This window comes from Burkholderia sp. S171 (genome assembly GCF_009766085.1).
Taxonomy (GTDB): domain Bacteria; phylum Pseudomonadota; class Gammaproteobacteria; order Burkholderiales; family Burkholderiaceae; genus Caballeronia.
In genome coordinates this window covers 534,708-553,427 of the sequence record NZ_LMUF01000007.1, presented here as the reverse complement: position 1 = coordinate 553,427, position 18,720 = coordinate 534,708, and the positions used below count along the sequence as shown (strand labels likewise).

Sequence of the window (18,720 nt, the reverse complement as noted above, 5' to 3'; positions counted from 1 at the left end):
GATCAAAACAGTGGCTCGGGCGCAAAGCGTCTGGGCCACTGACATTTTCGCGGCAAGTTAATCACCCGAAGATTGAGATGACGGGGGAATTCGACGTCCCTTGCCGCTACGGCTTTGCCTACTGTCGCGGCGATGTTCGCCTATACCAGCACCGCCCCACCGTCCACCACGACCGTCTGCCCCGTCGCGAATCCGCTCTCCATCAGGAACAGATACGCGGCCGCGACATCACGCGCTTCGCCCACTCGTCCAACTGGAAAATGCTTGCCGGCTTGTTCGTACATCGACTGCCGGTCTTCTTCGGACATGTTCTGCCAAAGGTTCGTCGCGATCAATCCCGGTGAAACGGCGTTAACACGCAACGGCGCCAGCTCCACGGCAAGCGCGCGCGTAAGCGCTTCCATCGCGCCACACACGCTCGCGCCGAATGCCCAGCCGCTGCGCGGACGCAGCGCCGCGACGCCCGTTGTCAACACGATCGAACCACCTGCCGCGATATGCGGCGCACCGTATTTGACCGCGGCGAGCGCGCCCCAATAGCGGATATCGAAGGCGCGTCTTGCCCGCGATAAATCCGTCGTGGCGATCTCGCCAAGCCTCAGCGAATCTCCTGCAGTGAACACCAGATGATCGAAGCTGCCGGTCGCGTTGAAAACCGCTTCAATAGCGGTCTCATCGGTGAGATCGAGCGCATGGCCTTCTGCATTCTTACCCAGCGCCGTGACCGCGGCGTCGACACGTCCCGCATGGCTCGATCCAATCACAACATATGCACCTTCCGCCAGCGCATACTCCGCCACCGCGTAGCCGATACCCGATGAACCGCCGAGCACGATCACTTTCTTGCCATCGAGGCGGCCTTTACCGCTCGCATTTTCTTCCGTTCCAATCATTGCTTGTACTCCTGACTAAATGTGAATGCGCCCGATCGGAATCTAGTGACCGATGCCCTTCTACTACGCTTTTTCGATTAACGATTGCAGCACCGTATCGAGCGGCACACGGCCCTTTCGCACTTCGTTTTCAGCGCCTTCGAAGCAGATCCATTCTTCATTGAAACCATCGATCATCTGCATGCGCGGCATCGGATTTTTCATCCCTTGCGAGCGGAACAGGTCTTCCCATGTATCACGCGGCACCACGGTCATGCTGACGTCGCGGCCAAGCAGACGCGCAAAGCTCGCAGCAATCATGTCGGGCGAAATGCGCTGCGGCCCTTCCAGTTCAACGATACGACGCCCCGACCATGATTCACGCAGCAATTCTGCCGCGACGCGGCCGATATCGGCGGTAGCAACCATCGGCACGGGTTTATCGAGCGGTTGCAGGAAACTGGGAACGATGCCCGAATCGCGTGCGGGAGCAACATCCCACGCAGCGTTTTCGATGAACCACGCAGCGCGCAGGAAAGCCACGGGCATTGGCAGCGTACCGAGTTCCTGCTCGAGGATTTGAAGCTGATTCAACAGATTCGGCTGCGTGGCTTGTGCGCCGATGGTGGACAGCACGACGACCTTGGACGGCTTGGCAGCCGCGAGCGCAGCCCGCAGCGTGGCAATGGTCTTGCGTGCTTCGGGAAAGCCCGGCGTGGGGTCGAATGTTGGTGGCAGCAGGACAAACACGCCTTCCGTGCCTTCGAACGCGTGTTGCAATGCCTGTTGGTCGTTGACGTCGGCGAGCGCGACTTCGCAACCCTGCTTCGCCCAAACCTCGCCCTTCGCAGCATCGCGAACGACGGCGCGAACATCATGGCCGGCAGCCAATAACAAACGTGCAACAACACCACCAACCTGCCCTGTGATCCCGGTAACTGCAAACATGGTCTCTCTCCAGAAAATTAGGCAGCAAGCGCTGCGTTGGAGAGGATTGTGTTGGACCGGACCCGGTTTAGCGATAACCGGGATGTCATTTCATTCATGACACGAGAGCATTGATGGCGAGCGCAGCAATGCTATGCGGTACCGCGGGGATGAACACCGCGAACGCACGTGCGAATTCAGAGCTGGATTAAAAGCCGGATTTAAAAACCAAAAAGCCGTTCCAGCACTAGCTGGAACGGCTTCTCTATTCTGAACAACCGGCGCGTAACCACCTCCACGCCGGCATCCCTCAGTCTATTTACTGCTTCACGCCTTCAGCTTGAATATGCAGCGTCGTCTTCATCTTGAAGCCGTATGCCTTGCCATAGTCCACGCCGAAGTCGCCGCGATCGAACGTCGCCGTCGATTCCGTGCCGCACACTTCCTTCTTCAGCATCGGGTTCGTGAAGCACTTGAACGATTCGATCTTCAGGTTCAACGGCTTCGTCACGCCATGCAGCGTCAACTCGCCGATCACTTCAACCGGCACATCGCCCTTGAACTTTATCGACGTGCCCTTGTAGGTCGCCGTCGGGAACTTGTCGGCGTCGAAGAATTGCGCGCTCTTCAGTTCGCCATTCAGCTTGTCATTGCCGATATCAATCGACGTCATGTCGATAGTCGCATCCAGCGTGCCCTTCTTCGCCGCACGATCAAGCGTCACCGTGCCGCTGCTCTTCGTAAACTTGCCGCGCCAGACCGAGATGCCGCCGAAGTGGTCCGTTTCGAAGCTCGGGTACGTGTGGTTCGGGTCGAGTTGATACGTGACTTCTTCAGCCATCGCGTTGAACGAAACGGCCGCGACAAGCGCGCCAGCGGCTGCAATCAGAAGGTTCTTTTTCATGAGTTTTCCAGGATGAATGTGATGATCGATGAATGCTTATTTCTTGGCTTATTTCTTCGTCGAGACGAGGTGGAACTTGATGACGACCTCATCGGCCACGACCGAGGTGTCTTTCCATTCGCCCGAGCCGACATCGAACTGCGTGCGCTTGATGGGCAATGAACCATCGAAGGTTTGCGTTGCGCCCTGACTCGTGACGGTGACGGGCACAACAACGTTCTGCGACTTGCCCTTGATGGTCAACTTGCCGCTGACGTTGAACTTCGTGCCGCCAGCCGGCGCGATCGCCGTCGACGTGAATGTAGCCGTCGGGAAATGGGCGGTATCGAACCAGTCCTTGTCGGTCGCCTGCTTGTTGTAGCTTTCATCGCCGAGATCGTAGCTTCCCGTATCGATGCTGAGATTCGCGCTGCCCGCAGCGGGCTTGGCCGGATCGAAGTCGAGTTGCGCGGTGAACTTCTTGAACTTGCCTTCAACCGGCACGTTCATTTGCTTCGATGTCGCCGTCACCGTGCTTTTGGTCGTGTCGACCTGGGCTTGAGCGGCGCTGGCAAATAGAACGGTGGCGGCGGAAGCGGCCAATAACCATCGGTACAGGGGAGTTCGCATATCTGGCTTAGGGTCGTAATCGGTACATCATGGTATGCGAGCAGATATGCGGCGGATAGCCACACGGAAAGAACAGATTGTTCTACCGGTGAAGGTAATGGAGAAACCGACAACAAAAACTCAGTCAGCGTCCGGTGACACAAAACCGTCAAAGTCGACCGCGAAAAAAAGCGCAGTGCAAAAAGGATCAGCCAACAATCCCTTCGCACTGCGCATCACCTGCCTAGCCCGAACAAAGAGCCGCGATCAACAACGCTCAATACAACACGTTCTTCGCCACTGGCAGATCAATATTCCCCTTATCGACCATGACGACACCCGTATCAACAAACTTCGGCGGGGCCTTCTTCTCAATCACACCAATCACCGTCTGAATGCCCTTGTAGCCCATCTGATACGAACCTTGCACGGCGATTGCCTGAATCGTCCCGTCCTTCACGAAGTTCTGCAAATCGGAATTGCCATCGAAACCAACTGCAATGACCTTGCCGGCCTTACCCGACTGAGCCAGCGCACGTCCCATCCCGACAGCCGTCGGCTCGTTCGCCCCGAAAATACCCTTTAAATCAGGATTGGCAGCCAATACGTCAGTCGTCTGATTCAACGCATTCGCCATTTGCGACTGCGAGTAATACGGGCCGACCACCTGCAACTTCGAATGCGCCGCCAGATACTTGCGGAATCCGCCCACGCGCCCTACTTCCGAACCCGCCCCAGCCACATACGACATCAACGCAATCTTGCCCGTCTGCCCCACCCGTGCGATCAACGCTTGAGCGCACATCTCGCCGGCCTTTTCATTGTCGGTGGACAAGAAAGCCTGGTAATACGGCTTGCCCGAATCAGACAAGGCCGAATCAATGATCACCACCGGGATATGCGCTTCCCACGCTTTCTTCACGGCCGGCACCAGCGCGTCCGGGTCCGATGCCGCCAGCACGATCCCCGCAACTTTCCGGTTCACCGCGTTCTCGACCATGTTCACTTCGGCGGCGATGTCGGATTCGGCAGCCGGGCCCTGGAAGGTCATCGTGTAACCCTTCTCCGTGGCCAAGGCCGCGGTCGCGCCCTTGTTGACGTTCTGCCAATAGTTCGAATCGGCACTCTTCACGATCACGGCAATCTCGCCACCCGCCGCAAACGCGCTGCTCGCAGCAACGGCAAGCACGGCGGCAAACATCGCTTTAGTAGTCAGTTTCATGTCTCGCTCCTGTTCATTTTGTAAGACCCCGTGGGACCCGTGCTTTCTTTTAAAAACGCGAACGCTGAAGGCGCGTTCGATGAAACTCATCTCCGGTTACGGATCTGGTCAATCCACACCGTCCCCAAGATAACCAGGCCGATGATGATCTGCTGGATGAAACTCGATACCCCGTTCATGTTCAGCCCGTTGCGCAAAATGCCGATCACGAACGCGCCAATCGCCGTGCCGGAGATCGTGCCGACACCGCCCATCAGCGACGTGCCGCCAATCACCGCGCTCGCGATAGCATCGAGTTCATACATCACGCCTTCGTTCGGCTGCGCCGTCACCAGCCGCGACATCAGCACGCAGCCGGTCAACCCTGCAAGCGCGCCAGACAGCACATACGTGAACAGCTTCACGCGATTCACGTTCACGCCGGACAGCCGCGCCGCTTCCGCATTCGATCCGACCGCGTAAATGTGCCGCCCGAGCGAGGTGCGGCTGAGCATGATGGCGACCAACACCGCCAGCACAACCATGATGATCACGGGATACGGAATGCCGGGAAACACGATGTCGGGAAACCCGTCCGAGCCCATGCGGACCACGCGAAAGAGCGAGCCATTACCGAGTTCTGCGAATGAATCGCCGAGTCCCGAGACCGGCCGCGCCCCGGTAATCTGCAAAGCCACGCCGCGCGCAACGAGCATCATCCCCAGCGTCGCGATGAACGGCGGCAAGCCCATGCGCGTCACGAACAAGCCGTTGAACGCACCACAGATCGCGCCCACGACCACGCCGCCGAGCATGCCTATCGGCACGGGCACGCCGGCTTTCACGAGCATCGCGGCGGCCACGCCTGACAACGCGAGCACCGACCCGACCGACAAGTCGATACCACCAGTAATGATCACGCACGTCGCGCCGATCCCGAGATAAGCGATGGACGTCACCTGCAACGCCACGGTCATGCCATTGCCAAGCGACATGAATGCGTTGCTGGTCGCCGAGAACACGACCACGAGCATCACCAGGCTTCCCAGAGCCGCGAACTTCTGGATCAGGTCCTTGCGGCGTTCACGGGCGCGGGCACGGTCGGCGTGCGCCGGGTCGGTAGTCATCTCAAGCATGGGCGATCCGTCCTGATGCGTAGTGCATGATTTCTTCCTGATTGGTTTTGCGGGTCTCGAGCACGCCCGCGATCTGGCCTTCATGAAACACGGCCACGCGGTCCGTCATGCCCATGATTTCGGGCAACTCCGAGCTGATCAATACAACGCCGATGCCCTGTGCCGCGAGCCGGTCCATGAGTTCATAGATCGCGTATTTCGCACCGACGTCGATGCCGCGCGTGGGTTCATCGAAGAACAGGATCTTCGATTCGCGGAACAGCCATTTGCTGATGACGACCTTCTGCTGATTGCCGCCCGAGAGATTGCGCGTGATCTGGTTCACGCTCGGCGTACGAATGCCCAATGCATCGATATATTTGCGCGCGACCTTCGCCTCCTCGTCGAAGCGGATAAAACCGCCCGCGCCCGATACCGCTCCCACGTTCGCGAGCGTGATGTTCTTCGCGACCGTCATCTGCAGCGCGAGACCGTTGCCCTTGCGATCCTCCGAAAGATACGCAATGCCATTGCGGATTGCGTCGATCGGCGAATGGATCGAGAGCCGCTTGCCTTGCAACTGAACTTCGCCCGCCTCCACCGGATCGGCGCCGAACACCGCGCGCGCCACTTCAGTGCGCCCCGAGCCCATCAGTCCGGCAAACCCCAAGATTTCCCCGCGACGCAATTCAAAGCTCACCGGCCCGAACACCTCGCGGCGCGTGAGGCCCTTCACGCTCAGCAGCACTTCATTCGTCGGCTGCGATTTGCGTTCGGGAAAGACATCGTCCAGATCGCGCCCGACCATGTGCGAGACCACTTGCTCGATGGTGGTGGCAGCGAAATCATCGGTGGAAATGGTGCGGCCGTCGCGCAGCACGGTGACGCGATCGGCAATCTCGGCCAGTTCGTCCAGCCGATGCGAGATATAGACAATGCCCACGCCCGCCTGCCGCAACTCCTTGATGATCCGGAACAAATGCACGGTCTCGGATTCCGTCAGCGACGATGTGGGTTCATCCATGATCAAGAGCCGCGCGTTGAGCGACAGCGCCTTGGCGATCTCGATCATCTGCTGTTGCGCGACCGACAACGATCCAACCAGCGTGCGCGGCTTGAGCGACAAACCAATGCGATCGAGCGCGGCTTGGGAATCAGCAGCGAGACGCGTCCGATCGATGAAAATCCCCCGCTTCGGCTCCCGCGCCAGGAAGATATTTTCCGCGATGGACAAGTGCGGAATCAGGTTCAGTTCCTGATGAATGATCGCGATGCCCGCAGCCTGCGCCTCAAGCGTCGACGCGAAGTGGTGCTCGCGGCCGTCGATGTAGATCTCGCCTTCGTCCGGCCGGTATTGGCCGCTGACGATCTTCATCAGCGTCGATTTGCCCGCGCCGTTTTCACCGCAAATGGCGTGCACTTCGCCCGCGCGGACGTCGAAGCTGACGTTCTGCAGCGCGATCACGCCAGGAAAACGCTTGCCGACGCTGTTCAGGCGCAGCAAGGGCTCGTCCGGCATGGCGGGCGAGCGCGCAGCATGGGGCGCGCTGTGCGGCGCGCCTTGTTCGGCTGCTACGTTCATCGCTGAGCCTCGTCGACTCGTATGAGCATGTGCACCGGCATTGTCTCCTCGGCGGGGTCGCTGATTCTGGGGTGGCGCCTGATCATCGGTCTGGCACCAAAGTGGTCAAGCCAATTTTTATGTTTCGTCACGTGGCCTTACCTGTTGTGAATGATAATGGGGTTAGGCCCACTCTGGAATCGCGGTATTTACCCTTATATTCATCGGCATGCCGGTCAAGCGATCCTGAAAGCAATTGGTCAAGCCACCTTACACTTCGATCCCTGCCCGACACCCATGACGACATCTGTAAAACCGGTTGAAACGCGACGGCTATACCAAACCATCGCCGATCAGATCAACACGCTGATCCGGGTCGGCAGCTTCCAGGCGGGGACGCGCCTGCCGCCGGAACGCGAGCTTGCGCAGCAGTTGGGCGTGTCACGGCCGTCGTTGCGGGAGGCGTTGATTGCATTGGAAATTCGCGGTCAGGTCGAGATCCGGATGGGCTCGGGCGTGTATGTCTGCGAAGGCAGCACGGAGGAACCGCCGTTGACCTCCATGGGCGAAAGCCCTACCGAGTTAATGCAGGCGCGCGCGGCTATCGAAGGATGCGTGATCGTGCTGGCTTGCACGCGGCTGACGCCGGACGCTATGGCACGCCTGCAAAAGAGCGTGGAATCGATGCGCGAGTTGATCGCAGAAGGACGCTCGCCGTTGGAACCGGACCGGCAGTTCCATATCACGCTGGCTGAAATTGCAGGGAATTCCGTGCTGACCCGGCTGGTAGGCGAGTTATTCGATGGCCGCAACGACCCGATCGCGGCCAAGGTAAGCGGCCTCGCAGAAAACATAACGACATGGGGCGTCGCGCTCTCCGAGCACGAGCGAATCCTGCGGACGCTGGAAGCGCGCGATCCGATCGCCGCACAGGCCGCCATGCGGTCGCATTTGAAAGCGTCAGAAGAACGCTGGGTGGGCGGCATTTAACGGTCCGGATCTTCTGTCTGAAGGTCCACTTCAGTCGGCTCTTGTCGCACTACAGCCCGTAAACCGCTGCTGAATCGCATTACTCGATCGTCAACATCCTCGGCCAGTTTTCGGCCCTTCCCGGCAAGCCCCTTCCCTCATGTCGCATCATTATTGTTATTGAAACTACGAATGATAACGATTCGCATTCGTGTATAATTTGTCAGCCGATTTCCAGCTTCTCGTAATTTCTTCATCTGGCACAGAGACCAAAAAACATCGCTCGTGGCGCCACGAGCGCGCGGTCACGATCGTCCGCGGCTTAAGTCCACAACTTACGTCCGCTACCTACCTGCTCGCACTCACTTCGCAGCCGCTTCGCGTGCCAACTACCTAATCGCCATGTCCACTTTTACCGGTTCATCGTCCGTTCGACCGTTATCCAACGCCGTCCGCCTCGCATTCCTTTACGCAGCGCTCCCCCTGACAATCGGCGTAACGTCCACCGCTCGGGCGCAATCCACTTCGCCCGAGACGACGGAAAACGTATTGCCCGCCGTGAAGGTTCAGGCAGCCAAAGAACCGCTGCCGGGCGACTTCGCCCCTGCGTACGGTGGCGGCCAGATTGCTCGTGGTGCAAAGTTCGGAGTGCTCGGCAATCAGGAAATGATCAACGTACCCTTCAGCATGACGAGCTACACGTCGAAGGCAATCGAAGATCAACAGGCGCATTCGGTCGGCGAACTCTTGTCGCACGATCCCGGCGTGCGTCCGGCCTTCGGCTTTGGCAACTTCTCGGAGGTTTTCGTCATTCGCGGCTTTCAACTGACCGGGGATGACATCTCGTTGAATGGCCTGTATGGCATCACGCCGCGCCAGCTCGTGGCGACCGAAGTGCTGGAACGGGTGGATGTGTTCAAAGGCGCCAACGCGTTCCTGAACGGCGCGTCGCCGACCGGTTCCGCAGTGGGCGGCGGCATCAATCTGGAACTGAAACGCGCAGACGACCAACCGCTCACGCGCGTGACGGTGGAAGGCAGCGGCTCCGGCCAACTGGGAACGCACGTTGATGTCGGCCGGCGCTTCGGCAGCGACGGCCAGTTCGGCATCCGTGTGAACAGTTCGATCCTCGGCGGCGAAACAAGCATCGACGATGAATTCCGTCACAACACGTCGACGGCTGTCTCGCTTGACTATCGCGGCGACAAAGTCCGTTTATATGGCGATTTTCTCTACCAGCGAAGGAATATCGATCAAGGGCGCTCGACGGTTTCCGTATCCGGCGATCAGGTGCCAACCGTTCCGTCCGCAGCCAGCAATTTCGCTCAACCCTGGACGCAAAGCACGCTTGAAGACACAGTCGGTATCGCGCGAGCTGAATACGACTTCGCGCCCGCCTGGACGGCGTATGTCAGCGGCGGCATTCGTCGTTCGCATGAGGACGGGACGTACTCGTCGCCAACCTATAACGCCGATACCGGCACGACCTCGACGCGCGGCGACGTCTTGCGCACCACCGATGCCTTGTCTGCCGAAGCCGGCGTACGCGGGCACTTCTCCACCGGGCCGGTCAGTCATTTGGTCAGCGCGGGTTTTGCGATCACCACGCTCGAAGATCGTGAAGCGTTCGCGTTCAGCGGCTCGTTCCCGACAAGCCTGTACGGAGGCGGCATCGTGCCTGAGCCTGCGGCCAACGGTTTTGTCGCGGGAAGTTTCGCCGATCCGGGTCTTGCCGACCAGATCCTGACGCGCAGCGTGGCCGTCTCAGACACGCTCGGTTTCCTGAACGATCGCGTCCTGTTCACGATCGGCGCGCGCCATCAGCAACTGCACCAGAACAACTTCACGGTCGGTACCGACACCATCTCGTCTTCGTACGACCAGTCGATCACGACGCCCATCTTCGGCCTCGTCGTGAAGCCGACGAATAATATTGCGCTGTTCGCGAACCGCAGCGAGTCACTGGCTGCCGGACAGAGTGCGCCTTCAACCGCAGCCAACGTGGGCCAGACACTTGCACCGAGCCGCACGAAACAATACGAGGTGGGCGCGAAGTACGATTCGAATCACTTCGGTGCGACATTGTCGGCGTTCCAGATCGAACAGCCGTCCGCCTACACTGACACCACGAGCAACGTATTCGGCACCAACGGCACGCAGCGTCACCGCGGTCTTGAGTTATCGGTATATGGCGAGCCGTTGCACGGCGTTCGCGTGCTTGCAGGCGCGACGATGATCAACGCCAAGCAACTCGATACCAACCAGGGCGCCACCGACGGCTTGCGTCCGATCGGCGTGCCGAGCTACCTGTTCAACGTCGGCGCGGAATACGATCTGCCGATGCTGCCCGGCGTCACGGTCAACGCCGCGTGGATCCACACGAGCAACCAGTATCTCGACGCGCAGAACAAGCTGTCGATACCGGCCTGGGACCGTTTCGATCTCGGCGCGCGCTACACGACGAGCATCGTGAAGCACGTCACCACGTTCCGCGCGACCGTGGAGAACATAACGAACAAGGCTTACTGGGCTTCGGCGACTGGCGCGTATCTGACGCAGGGAACACCGCGGACGCTGCTGCTTTCGATGACCACGGACTTTTGAGGATGGGTTTCGCCGTGAACCGGTTGTTGTAGAAACGCGGCCGGCGGCTATCGAAGTGCGAGACATTGCGAAACGATTCGCGATGTCTCGGACGCTCCAGAGCGCGGTTGAAAGGCGTGTTGCCTTGACGCAGCGCTCTGTTATGCCCGGCTCTGAAAAAAAACGTCGCGATCGAAAATCTGCCTTACGCCTCAAGCGCATTACCTTGTCGAGCAGCGGCAATCTGTAGTCCCCCCTTCCGGTTCAAGACAAAGCCTCACTCAAATCCCGTCACCGGGCGCGAGCGGAATATCTCCATACGCTATCCTGCCGGCCTGTCGCGGCCCGCTTCGCGGTTGCCCGCAGCATCCAGGCAAAACACCCTGCGCCTATCAGCGCGCACACATCCACCCCGGCCGCCGCAGGCTCGAACCACATCCCCGTGGAAGGGAAAAGCCATCCAACGGCTGAAGCCAGCGGCACGAGCAAAGTCGCGCCCGTTGTCAGCGCCAAAAGCTCGACCGATCCCCGCGCTCCGCCTCGCACGAACGCCCACGCAATGCTCGCCAGGAACACCGCGTAATAGATCCGGGCGTGCCACGCCGATAAATCCGCCACGCGGCCATTCAGCAACTTCCCCGCTGCGAGCGTCGCGGAAATACCGGCCACGCAACCCAACGTCACGCCAACGGTTAGCGCCGCCATGAAGTAGGTCGCGGGCCGTTGCCTGGGGGCATCGGCGCCGCGTTCGAGTTTTCGGCGACTCTCAATCCAAAGCAGATTGCCCGAATAGAACAAGAACGCACCGGCCAGGCCGAGAAAGAAATAACCCCATTGGATCGGCTCGCCGCCGTAACTGCCAAAGTGCAATGCGAAGAATGCGCTGGTGGCTGCGGACCACGCGTTGCCATCGGCGGCACCGGGCAGGAATTGAGCATTCAGAAAGCGCCCGGTCACCGGATCCAGCAGCGCAAATCCTCCACTGCGCGCCAGATAACGCGGATCATCGCCGCCGACGAATACGGTCGCGCCCGGTGCCCCCGCGCCGCGATAGATCAACTCGGTCGGCTCGAATTCCGGCGCGTGCTGCTTCACCGCGGCCACGATCTGAAGCGGTGAGGCAAGCGTCGTGGAGCCACCCGGCACCACTGGCGCCTTCGCGTAATACGGGTTCTGCGCCTGCACGGTAGCGCCGAGCGTGCCGCCGTAGATCACGCGATCCTGCACTGAGTAAATAGTGTCACTCAGTCCGAACGCGACCACCGATAACGCCATCACCACATGAAACGGCAAGCTCAGAATACCCACGACATTGTGCGCATCGAGCCACATCCGCTTGAGGTTCTTGCCCACGCGCAACGCAAACAGGTCCTTGATCAGGCTCGGCAGCAGCACGATCACACCGGACACTAGCGCAAGCCCGTAAAGCAGCGACACCACGGCCATCACGCCCATGCCGACATCGAAACCGCCTGGAATGCCGGCCGTCATATGCAGGACGTCGATGAAACTTGCCGCGTTCGACACGCCGTGCGCCTGCGTTTCGAGCTTGCCGTTGGCATCGAGCGTGGTGGTGAAACGCTGCGGTTTGCCGGGCTCGCGCCATGAAAGACTAGCCGCGTTCGCAGGTTCGATCCTCAACGTGAACTGGCGCCGCGCCGCCGGATGCGCGGCCAGCATCTTCTCGATAACGGCAGGCGCCTGAGCCAGCGGAAAGACCCCGGCATGCGCGGTTGGCGGTGTGACCCAGTCGTTCAGCGTGTCCTTGAACATGGTCACCGCGCCGGCATAGAACGCGATAAAAAGCGCAAGACCGGCAACAATGCCCGTCCACGTGTGAACCGTCTTGTAGACGCGGATGACGTCGCTGCGCATGGGGGTTATCGAATGAAAAAATGACGGGCGAGCGCGAGCATCGCAAAGCCGAGCGCGTTCGCGCCACCCAGCCCGATCCAGGCGCGCAGGCCGCTCCGAAATACAAAGCTACCGCTCATCACCCCGATCCAGACAGGCGGCACGAGCCACATCGCGACCTGGAATTTGTTCTGTTCATCGAGGGCGCCGGGTGTCAGGCACGCCAGCAGTCCGCTCGCCGCAATCGCCAGCCCGAACCCACCGATCACGCCGGCCAGCGTCTTCGAGAGCCAGTCCCGCGATAACGTGCTGCGCTCTTTCGCGGGCCGCACTGTGTCCACGGTCAACGTGTCGCCCGCGAAGCGTCGCCAACGCGGACCCGCTCGAGCAACACGCCGATAAACGGACACGCGGTCAGGCACGCCATAACCGCGGTGAACACGATGGCAAGCGACGTGGCGGGATGCTGCCCGCTCGCGCCCACAACAAACGCCGCGATGCTGAAAACCGCCGCGAGCGTTCTAAAAAGCCTCGGCGGCAACGGGGCGCGCAGCCAGCGCTGGCCGGGTGCGGCGAGATAAAACGCGAGTGCACCGACGATCGCGAACAGTACGGATCCCGGCATGAAAAAGTCTTGCATGGAGCGCGAGCAGAGGGTCTGGCTCAATCCGCAAAAATGGACCGAGGCACGTTATTGAGAATCATTATCATACAGAATTTCGCGGTTCGCGGGGCATTGGCGTCTTTCATGGGCCGTTCATCGTCTCAACGGGACGATCAGTTTGCCTCCGTACGAGCGAGGCCTTCACCATGCAAACGGCCCGCTGTTGAGCGGGCCGTCGATAAACCAAACCATACTGCGGGAAGCGGAGAATCTGGAAGCAGAAGCGGGATAGACATCAACCCGGCGGACGTTTGAACGCGCCCGTCTGCAGTCTCGCATCACCTCCAAACTGCCGCTTCCGTTACTGAATTACTGCCGCTTGGACGCCTCCTTCTTCACTTTCTTCGCTTCTTTCTTTTCTTTCGGCGATTTGACAGCGACCTTCTTCTCGGTTTTCTTTGCGTCCTGGCTCTTGCTCATGATGTGCTCCGTGGTTGACCTGACATTATTGCCCGAGCCGTTGCGATTTGGTTACCCGGCGACCATAAAAATGCGTCACAGGGACTGGCTGCACGACTCGATGCTGAAACGATAACAAAGCGCAAACGCTTAATCGATCTTCGAGCGCAGTTCTTGCGCACTCACTCTTAACGCCTGATAACCGGACCGCGCATGCTCCGGCAAATCCGGGTCGCCGATAAGCGTGCCCAGCGTCTCGATCACGCTATAGAGAATGCCCTTGGCCGCGCCTGCAGCCATGACACCCGACGCATAGGAATGATCGACGTGGCTGATGGCGGCATCGAAATGATCCTGTTCGGGAGGCGCGTTCACCGCCGGCTTGACCGGGTTCTCTGTCGAGTTGGGTTCCATGATGGTCGACCTCTTCTGGTTAATACTTCATGACTGCGACGTCTTGGCTAAGACCCAAGACGTTGGTACTGCGGCATTTTGTCGTGCGTGCGAGCCAGCCGGCATCAGTCACTGATCGGCTGAATCATATGCACACGACGCTCCGTCGCGGGTTCTCGAAGCGGCGCACCGCATTCAGTCAGCAGCGAGCGCAGTTCGAGGATGACCGGGAACACCTCATGGTTATGATCGGCGCCTTGCCGGTCATGCGCTTCCTGCTCGCGCTCCACAATCCACCGGTCTTCCTTGAAGATACGCTCGGTGAACCACACCAGCAACGGCCACGCGGCATCAAGAATGCCCGGGATCTTCGGCCGGCGGATAGACAGCAGGCCGAACGTGCGGTTGGTGCGCTGCTCGGCGTCGAGCGGCACGTACGCGATCCACAGATCCATCACCATCGTCTGGTCCTTGGTACGGATCCTGAGCGTCTGGTACGGATACTCCGTGCGGATCGTCATCACGTCTTTGTTGTTATCGTCAGGCTTCGTGCCGCGCTTCTGGCTGAACACCAGCGCCTCGCCGATCGGCTGCTTGCCCTCCTCGCGCGCGAACGTGTAGTTCACTTCCACCCAATCTTCACCGCGGCTGCGCCCGACTGAACGCGCCTTCATCTGCCCCATCTGCTTGCGATGCAGGAACTGATGGTTCATGTCCATCAGGTTCTCGTGCATGAAGGTGTAATGGCACTTCACTTCGCGACCGAAGCGACGGGTTTTATAGGCTTTATCGCCGACAGAACCCAGCGCGGGAAACGGCGTGGTCTCGGCGAGCAGCGGGTCGCCGGGGAAAATGAAGATCAGGCCGGCTTCTTCGCGGCACGGATACGAGCGCACGCCGTTCGGCAGGCGTTCGCGCCCGAGATACGGGACGTCGATACAGCGGCCGGTGCAGTCGTAGGTCCAGCCGTGATAACAGCAGCGAATGGATTCGCCGTCGACTACGCCCGCGTGCAGCGGCACCTGGCGATGCGCGCAGCGGTCTTCCAGCGCGAACACCTTGCCGCTTTCCGTACGGACGAGCACGACGGGGTCGCCGGCAAAACGAACGCCATGCGCCTTGCCGCGTTTTACTTCCCGCGACCAGGCGACCGGATACCAGTGATCGGGGTGAATATCGACACGACGCAGATCGCGCGCCGACGGTTGAGACTGTTGGGACGAAAGTTCGCTCGAAGCGACGTCCTGTTGCAGTGCTACATGCATGTACGATGCCTCCGCTTGAGGGAATCGGCAGAAAACAGACGAAAAAAGTGCTTTGAGGAGACGTTGCAACCAAAGGCCTAACGCAGTCTACACGCCAGACGACAATTGAGGCGCGGCGAGGGGCGGCGGCTGGCATCGGAAGCGGGCTGGATGGGCGTGCGCGGGCAGTGCGGCGGCTTTTTTTGCGGCACTTCGCCGCTCCGCCGGAGGACATTCTTACAACGTCTTTTGCGTCGTGCCTACGGTGCCCCGTGCGCTCTTCATCCAGCCGATATGGAACCGTTCGAAGCGCCCTGCGTTGGATCTGCCAGATTCGGTGCCTCGGTTCGGCTGCCTCCCTCCCGATACCTCAGATTCCGGTGCGCCGGAATATCAGGCAGAAGTTGTTTGCGGGCATGGGCACGGCTTCTTCCATCCACAAATCTGCCGCACGGCCGAGCTGCATAACGTCTTCCATATTTCGAACGCCCCAGGATGGATTGGTCGCGCGAAGCTGGTTGTCGAAGGCTTCGTTGCTCGGAGCGGTATGTGCCCCGTCGCGCTTGTAAGGTCCGTACAAAAACAGCACGCCGTCGTTCGTCAGGCGCTTGCCGGCTCCCTGGAAAAGCCCTTCGGCTGCCGCCCACGGCGCAATATGGATCATGTTGATGCAGACAATTGCCGCAAGGGAATCCGGCACCGGCCAGGGAGCGGACCGGACATCCAGGGCGATCGGTGCGTTGAGGTTGGCGAGTGAAGCGTGCTTGCGCCAGGCGTCGATAGATGCCCGCGAAGCCGCGTCGGGATCGCTCGGTTGCCAGGTGACGGTGGGCAGCGCCGCGGCGAAGTGGACGGCATGCTGCCCCGTTCCGCTCGCGATTTCGAGGACGACGCCGGCCTTGGGCAAAGCGCGGCTCAGCACTTCGAGAATGGGTCCACGATTGCGTTCGGCGGCGGGCGCCACGCGGCGGAGCGTGTCGGGGTTATCGGCGTTGTTGGGGCTCACGGTGCATTTCCAGATTGAAGTGCTGGCGAGCGTAAGCGCGCGATACGCATAGGTCAAGCAAAGAGCCGCCGATAACCTTGCCGGCGAACACGAGCAAAAATCCCAAGGACGGCAGGCTGGGCGATCTGCCGATGAACAACGCTCACGCAAGGCGAAAAGAGACCGCAACGAGGAGCGCGCAACGCCGCTGCGAACACCAATAAACCGCCGGTCAAACTGATCAGTCACATTTAGCGGCACTGAAGAACAACGGCCGATGAAGACGCACCCATTAGAATGACGCTCCGAACACGCGGTCTGGACAGGATGTCAGGTCAGGAAGCCCGGTCGCCCGGACAAGGCGCGATTCCTGCTATCACGGTGCGGGCCGCCGCCAAACCTGTGTATCCTGACGCACTGATGGAAGCCGCAGAAACCAGGAATGACCGCAGGACCGATGCCATATGCAACCGATGCAACCGACGCAACTGAACGACACCGCCTGACATCGACGCTGCACGCAGTACCTACCGAACATCGCCCGACCCGGCGCCCGCCTGCCATCCCGGCATCGAGCAGCGGCCGCGCCGCACCGGTCCGTGCAATCCTAATGGAGCCTCCCATGCAGCCCGACTCATCCGCCGACTCATCCGCCGGCAAGCCCGGTCAAAGCCCGGAACCCATGAGCGACGAACTCATCGATTTCGCGAGCGAGGTCTTCGACGTAGCCCGCCGCGGCGACGCCGCCATGCTCGACACCTTGCTGCATAAAGGCTTGCCGCCGAACCTGCGTAACGATAAAGGCGACACGCTCGTCATGCTTGCCAGCTATCACGGCCATGCCGATGCGGTGCGCGTGCTGCTTGGACACAAGGCGGATCCGAACCTGCGCAACGACAACGGCCAGACGCCGATTGCAGGCGCGGCGTTCAAGGGGTACAAGCCGGTCATCGAGGCATTGCTGGAACACGGCGCGGACGTGGAAGGGGCATCGCCGGACGGACGCACCGCGTTGATGATCGCGGCCATGTTCAATCGCATGGAGATGGTCGAGTTCCTGATCGAGAAAGGCGCGAACCCCGACGCGAAGGACGCGAACGGTTTCACCGCACGCGACGCCGCCGCGAAGATGGGCGCTCCCGACACCGCCGCGCGGCTCGCGCAGGCGACCGAGGCGAAGTCGCGTCCGCCGGGCTTTTGAGCGCGGCCGGACGAAACGGATACAGCCGCTTGCGTGTGCCGCTCGCGCGTTCCGAATCGGACATTAACTCGAACCTCCCCTAACCCACGCGCCGCCGACAACCCGTGCGACGGCGCACGAATTTCGTGAAGGCAGTCCTGCAACATGGAGCTCTTGTGATGAGTGGCGGTTTCCCGCTTCGAGCGTACGAATGGCACTGGCGAACAGTGGCCCGGACGCTTGCGATCCTCCTTGTCCTCGCGGTCATGTCGGGATGCAGCCTGTTCCCGCATCAGGCGCCTGCGCCCATTGTCGATTTGTCGACGCCGCAACCGCCGGCCGAGCCGGAAGTCGTGGAGCCGGAAGAGCCGGCATCGACACCGGTCGCCACGCAGCCCCCGGCCGAACCGAAAGCCCCGCGCCCCGCGCCCAAACGGCGTGTGGTCGTGCCGAAAAAACCGCCGCCGCCCCCGCCGCCGCCCGTCGAAGAAAAAGCGCCGCCTGTGCCGCCGCCGCTGCTCACCACGCGCATCATGCAGCACGAGCAAATCCGCGGTTTGCTCGACAGCGAGATCCAGCGCCCGGACGGCAAGGTGATCGGCCGCGCAGTGGACATGTACGCCGATGCCACCGGCAAACCGAAAATCATGATCGTGAATCTGGCGGGTTTCCTGGGTATTGGAGACCGCAAGGTGACCTTCCCGTGGACCGCGTTCCGCTTCAATCCGGCCACCAAAAAAGCGCCCATCACGTTCGCCATACCCACGCCCGGCAGCAATGGAGCGTCGAGCGTGGCGAAAGCGAAGGCTCAGGAAGCCTCGGCGAGACCGGGATCAGTCAACGATATTCCGCCGACGCTCGCCCAACTTATCGACTCCAATGTTTCGCAGAAAAACGGCGCGCGGATGGGCCGCGTCGTCGACGTGCTGATCGATAGCGAGGCGCAGCCCCAGGCAATCGTCATCGATCTCTCCGATTCCCTCGCCGCCGACAAACGGCAAGTCGCGGCGAACTGGCCCGACCTGCACGTGGTCTCGCGCAACAAGGTAATGCAATTGCAACTGGATTTCACCGACGCACAGATCAAAGCCGCCCCCACTTACTCGCCCGATCAACCGATCAAGATCATTTCGCCCGTCGTCCCGCCGCCGGAACCCGCCGAGTCGCCGGAGCCCGCTTCGGCTGCAGTTCCGGCCGCGGCCGCGGCCTCCGGCCCGGCGTCAGGTGCGAAAGCCGGTGCGGCGGCTGTTGCGCGCCCCTCGAAACAATGAGGACGATCTG

Annotated in this window: 17 protein-coding genes; 4 read left to right on the top strand and 13 right to left on the bottom strand. The window is 60.6% G+C overall.

Going from position 1 to position 18,720, the window contains the following annotated elements; genetic code table 11:
* Positions 1–140: 140 nt before the first annotated feature.
* The 7 genes from GSQ93_RS05435 to GSQ93_RS05405 all read right to left on the bottom strand — a co-directional run bounded on the left by GSQ93_RS05435 (position 141) and on the right by GSQ93_RS05405 (position 7,126).
* Positions 141–893: an SDR family oxidoreductase gene (locus GSQ93_RS05435; protein WP_158934565.1), complete on the bottom strand. Its 753-nt coding sequence runs from the start codon at positions 891–893 to the stop codon at positions 141–143.
* Positions 894–956: 63 nt separating this feature from the next.
* The gene (locus tag GSQ93_RS05430) at positions 957–1,820 is read right to left on the bottom strand and encodes an NmrA family NAD(P)-binding protein (RefSeq protein ID WP_158934564.1); all 864 of its coding nucleotides are present in this window, start codon (positions 1,818–1,820) and stop codon (positions 957–959) included.
* A 298-nt stretch (positions 1,821–2,118) separates the two neighbouring features.
* Complete coding sequence (locus tag GSQ93_RS05425) at positions 2,119–2,703, bottom strand: YceI family protein (protein WP_158934563.1); 585 nt, start codon at positions 2,701–2,703, stop codon at positions 2,119–2,121.
* 48 nt (positions 2,704–2,751) lie between these two features.
* Positions 2,752–3,312: a YceI family protein gene (locus GSQ93_RS05420; RefSeq protein ID WP_158934562.1), complete on the bottom strand. Its 561-nt coding sequence runs from the start codon at positions 3,310–3,312 to the stop codon at positions 2,752–2,754.
* A gap of 256 nt (positions 3,313–3,568) precedes the next feature.
* Positions 3,569–4,492, bottom strand: coding sequence for an ABC transporter substrate-binding protein (locus tag GSQ93_RS05415; RefSeq protein WP_254073766.1), 924 nt, complete (start codon positions 4,490–4,492; stop codon positions 3,569–3,571).
* A 107-nt stretch (positions 4,493–4,599) separates the two neighbouring features.
* Complete coding sequence (locus tag GSQ93_RS05410) at positions 4,600–5,628, bottom strand: ABC transporter permease (protein ID WP_158934560.1); 1,029 nt, start codon at positions 5,626–5,628, stop codon at positions 4,600–4,602.
* The gene (locus GSQ93_RS05405; RefSeq protein WP_254073765.1) at positions 5,621–7,126 is read right to left on the bottom strand and encodes a sugar ABC transporter ATP-binding protein; all 1,506 of its coding nucleotides are present in this window, start codon (positions 7,124–7,126) and stop codon (positions 5,621–5,623) included. The genes GSQ93_RS05410 and GSQ93_RS05405 overlap by 8 nt, the downstream gene beginning before the upstream one ends.
* Before the next feature lie 339 nt (positions 7,127–7,465).
* Between GSQ93_RS05405 and GSQ93_RS05400 the strand changes: the two genes are divergently transcribed.
* Both GSQ93_RS05400 and GSQ93_RS05395 read left to right on the top strand, forming a co-directional pair.
* Complete coding sequence (locus GSQ93_RS05400; RefSeq protein WP_158934558.1) at positions 7,466–8,158, top strand: FadR/GntR family transcriptional regulator; 693 nt, start codon at positions 7,466–7,468, stop codon at positions 8,156–8,158.
* A gap of 381 nt (positions 8,159–8,539) precedes the next feature.
* The gene (locus GSQ93_RS05395) at positions 8,540–10,741 is read left to right on the top strand and encodes a TonB-dependent siderophore receptor (protein ID WP_158934557.1); all 2,202 of its coding nucleotides are present in this window, start codon (positions 8,540–8,542) and stop codon (positions 10,739–10,741) included.
* A gap of 270 nt (positions 10,742–11,011) precedes the next feature.
* Here the strand turns inward: GSQ93_RS05395 and GSQ93_RS05390 are convergent, their stop codons facing one another.
* The 6 genes from GSQ93_RS05390 to GSQ93_RS05365 all read right to left on the bottom strand — a co-directional run bounded on the left by GSQ93_RS05390 (position 11,012) and on the right by GSQ93_RS05365 (position 16,280).
* Positions 11,012–12,595 (bottom strand): PepSY domain-containing protein, encoded by a 1,584-nt coding sequence (locus tag GSQ93_RS05390; protein WP_158934556.1) that lies wholly within the window; start codon positions 12,593–12,595, stop codon positions 11,012–11,014.
* Between the two features lie 5 nt (positions 12,596–12,600).
* Positions 12,601–12,915 (bottom strand): hypothetical protein, encoded by a 315-nt coding sequence (locus GSQ93_RS05385; protein WP_367889735.1) that lies wholly within the window; start codon positions 12,913–12,915, stop codon positions 12,601–12,603.
* Positions 12,916–12,917: 2 nt separating this feature from the next.
* Positions 12,918–13,199 (bottom strand): hypothetical protein, encoded by a 282-nt coding sequence (locus GSQ93_RS05380; RefSeq protein WP_158934555.1) that lies wholly within the window; start codon positions 13,197–13,199, stop codon positions 12,918–12,920.
* A 588-nt stretch (positions 13,200–13,787) separates the two neighbouring features.
* Complete coding sequence (locus tag GSQ93_RS05375; RefSeq protein ID WP_158934554.1) at positions 13,788–14,051, bottom strand: hypothetical protein; 264 nt, start codon at positions 14,049–14,051, stop codon at positions 13,788–13,790.
* Positions 14,052–14,155: 104 nt separating this feature from the next.
* Positions 14,156–15,295: an aromatic ring-hydroxylating dioxygenase subunit alpha gene (locus tag GSQ93_RS05370; protein WP_158934553.1), complete on the bottom strand. Its 1,140-nt coding sequence runs from the start codon at positions 15,293–15,295 to the stop codon at positions 14,156–14,158.
* Between the two features lie 349 nt (positions 15,296–15,644).
* Positions 15,645–16,280, bottom strand: a complete 636-nt coding sequence (locus GSQ93_RS05365; protein ID WP_158934552.1) for a DUF938 domain-containing protein — start codon at positions 16,278–16,280, stop codon at positions 15,645–15,647.
* Positions 16,281–16,941: 661 nt separating this feature from the next.
* On the opposite strand from GSQ93_RS05365, the gene GSQ93_RS05360 reads away from it, so the two are divergent.
* Both GSQ93_RS05360 and GSQ93_RS05355 read left to right on the top strand, forming a co-directional pair.
* The gene (locus GSQ93_RS05360; protein WP_254073764.1) at positions 16,942–17,460 is read left to right on the top strand and encodes an ankyrin repeat domain-containing protein; all 519 of its coding nucleotides are present in this window, start codon (positions 16,942–16,944) and stop codon (positions 17,458–17,460) included.
* A gap of 158 nt (positions 17,461–17,618) precedes the next feature.
* The gene (locus GSQ93_RS05355) at positions 17,619–18,710 is read left to right on the top strand and encodes a PRC-barrel domain-containing protein (RefSeq protein ID WP_158934550.1); all 1,092 of its coding nucleotides are present in this window, start codon (positions 17,619–17,621) and stop codon (positions 18,708–18,710) included.
* The last annotated feature ends 10 nt before the right edge of the window (positions 18,711–18,720 follow it).

Coding starts and splice junctions, on each gene's coding strand:
- GSQ93_RS05435 (WP_158934565.1), bottom strand. CDS start 893: ATGATTGGAACGGAAGAAAATGCGAGCGGTAAAGGCCGCCTCGATGGC.
- GSQ93_RS05430 (WP_158934564.1), bottom strand. CDS start 1,820: ATGTTTGCAGTTACCGGGATCACAGGGCAGGTTGGTGGTGTTGTTGCA.
- GSQ93_RS05425 (WP_158934563.1), bottom strand. CDS start 2,703: ATGAAAAAGAACCTTCTGATTGCAGCCGCTGGCGCGCTTGTCGCGGCC.
- GSQ93_RS05420 (WP_158934562.1), bottom strand. CDS start 3,312: ATGCGAACTCCCCTGTACCGATGGTTATTGGCCGCTTCCGCCGCCACC.
- GSQ93_RS05415 (WP_254073766.1), bottom strand. CDS start 4,492: ATGTTTGCCGCCGTGCTTGCCGTTGCTGCGAGCAGCGCGTTTGCGGCG.
- GSQ93_RS05410 (WP_158934560.1), bottom strand. CDS start 5,628: ATGCTTGAGATGACTACCGACCCGGCGCACGCCGACCGTGCCCGCGCC.
- GSQ93_RS05405 (WP_254073765.1), bottom strand. CDS start 7,126: ATGCCGGACGAGCCCTTGCTGCGCCTGAACAGCGTCGGCAAGCGTTTT.
- GSQ93_RS05400 (WP_158934558.1), top strand. CDS start 7,466: ATGACGACATCTGTAAAACCGGTTGAAACGCGACGGCTATACCAAACC.
- GSQ93_RS05395 (WP_158934557.1), top strand. CDS start 8,540: ATGTCCACTTTTACCGGTTCATCGTCCGTTCGACCGTTATCCAACGCC.
- GSQ93_RS05390 (WP_158934556.1), bottom strand. CDS start 12,595: ATGCGCAGCGACGTCATCCGCGTCTACAAGACGGTTCACACGTGGACG.
- GSQ93_RS05380 (WP_158934555.1), bottom strand. CDS start 13,199: ATGCCGGGATCCGTACTGTTCGCGATCGTCGGTGCACTCGCGTTTTAT.
- GSQ93_RS05375 (WP_158934554.1), bottom strand. CDS start 14,051: ATGGAACCCAACTCGACAGAGAACCCGGTCAAGCCGGCGGTGAACGCG.
- GSQ93_RS05370 (WP_158934553.1), bottom strand. CDS start 15,295: ATGCATGTAGCACTGCAACAGGACGTCGCTTCGAGCGAACTTTCGTCC.
- GSQ93_RS05360 (WP_254073764.1), top strand. CDS start 16,942: ATGAGCGACGAACTCATCGATTTCGCGAGCGAGGTCTTCGACGTAGCC.
- GSQ93_RS05355 (WP_158934550.1), top strand. CDS start 17,619: ATGAGTGGCGGTTTCCCGCTTCGAGCGTACGAATGGCACTGGCGAACA.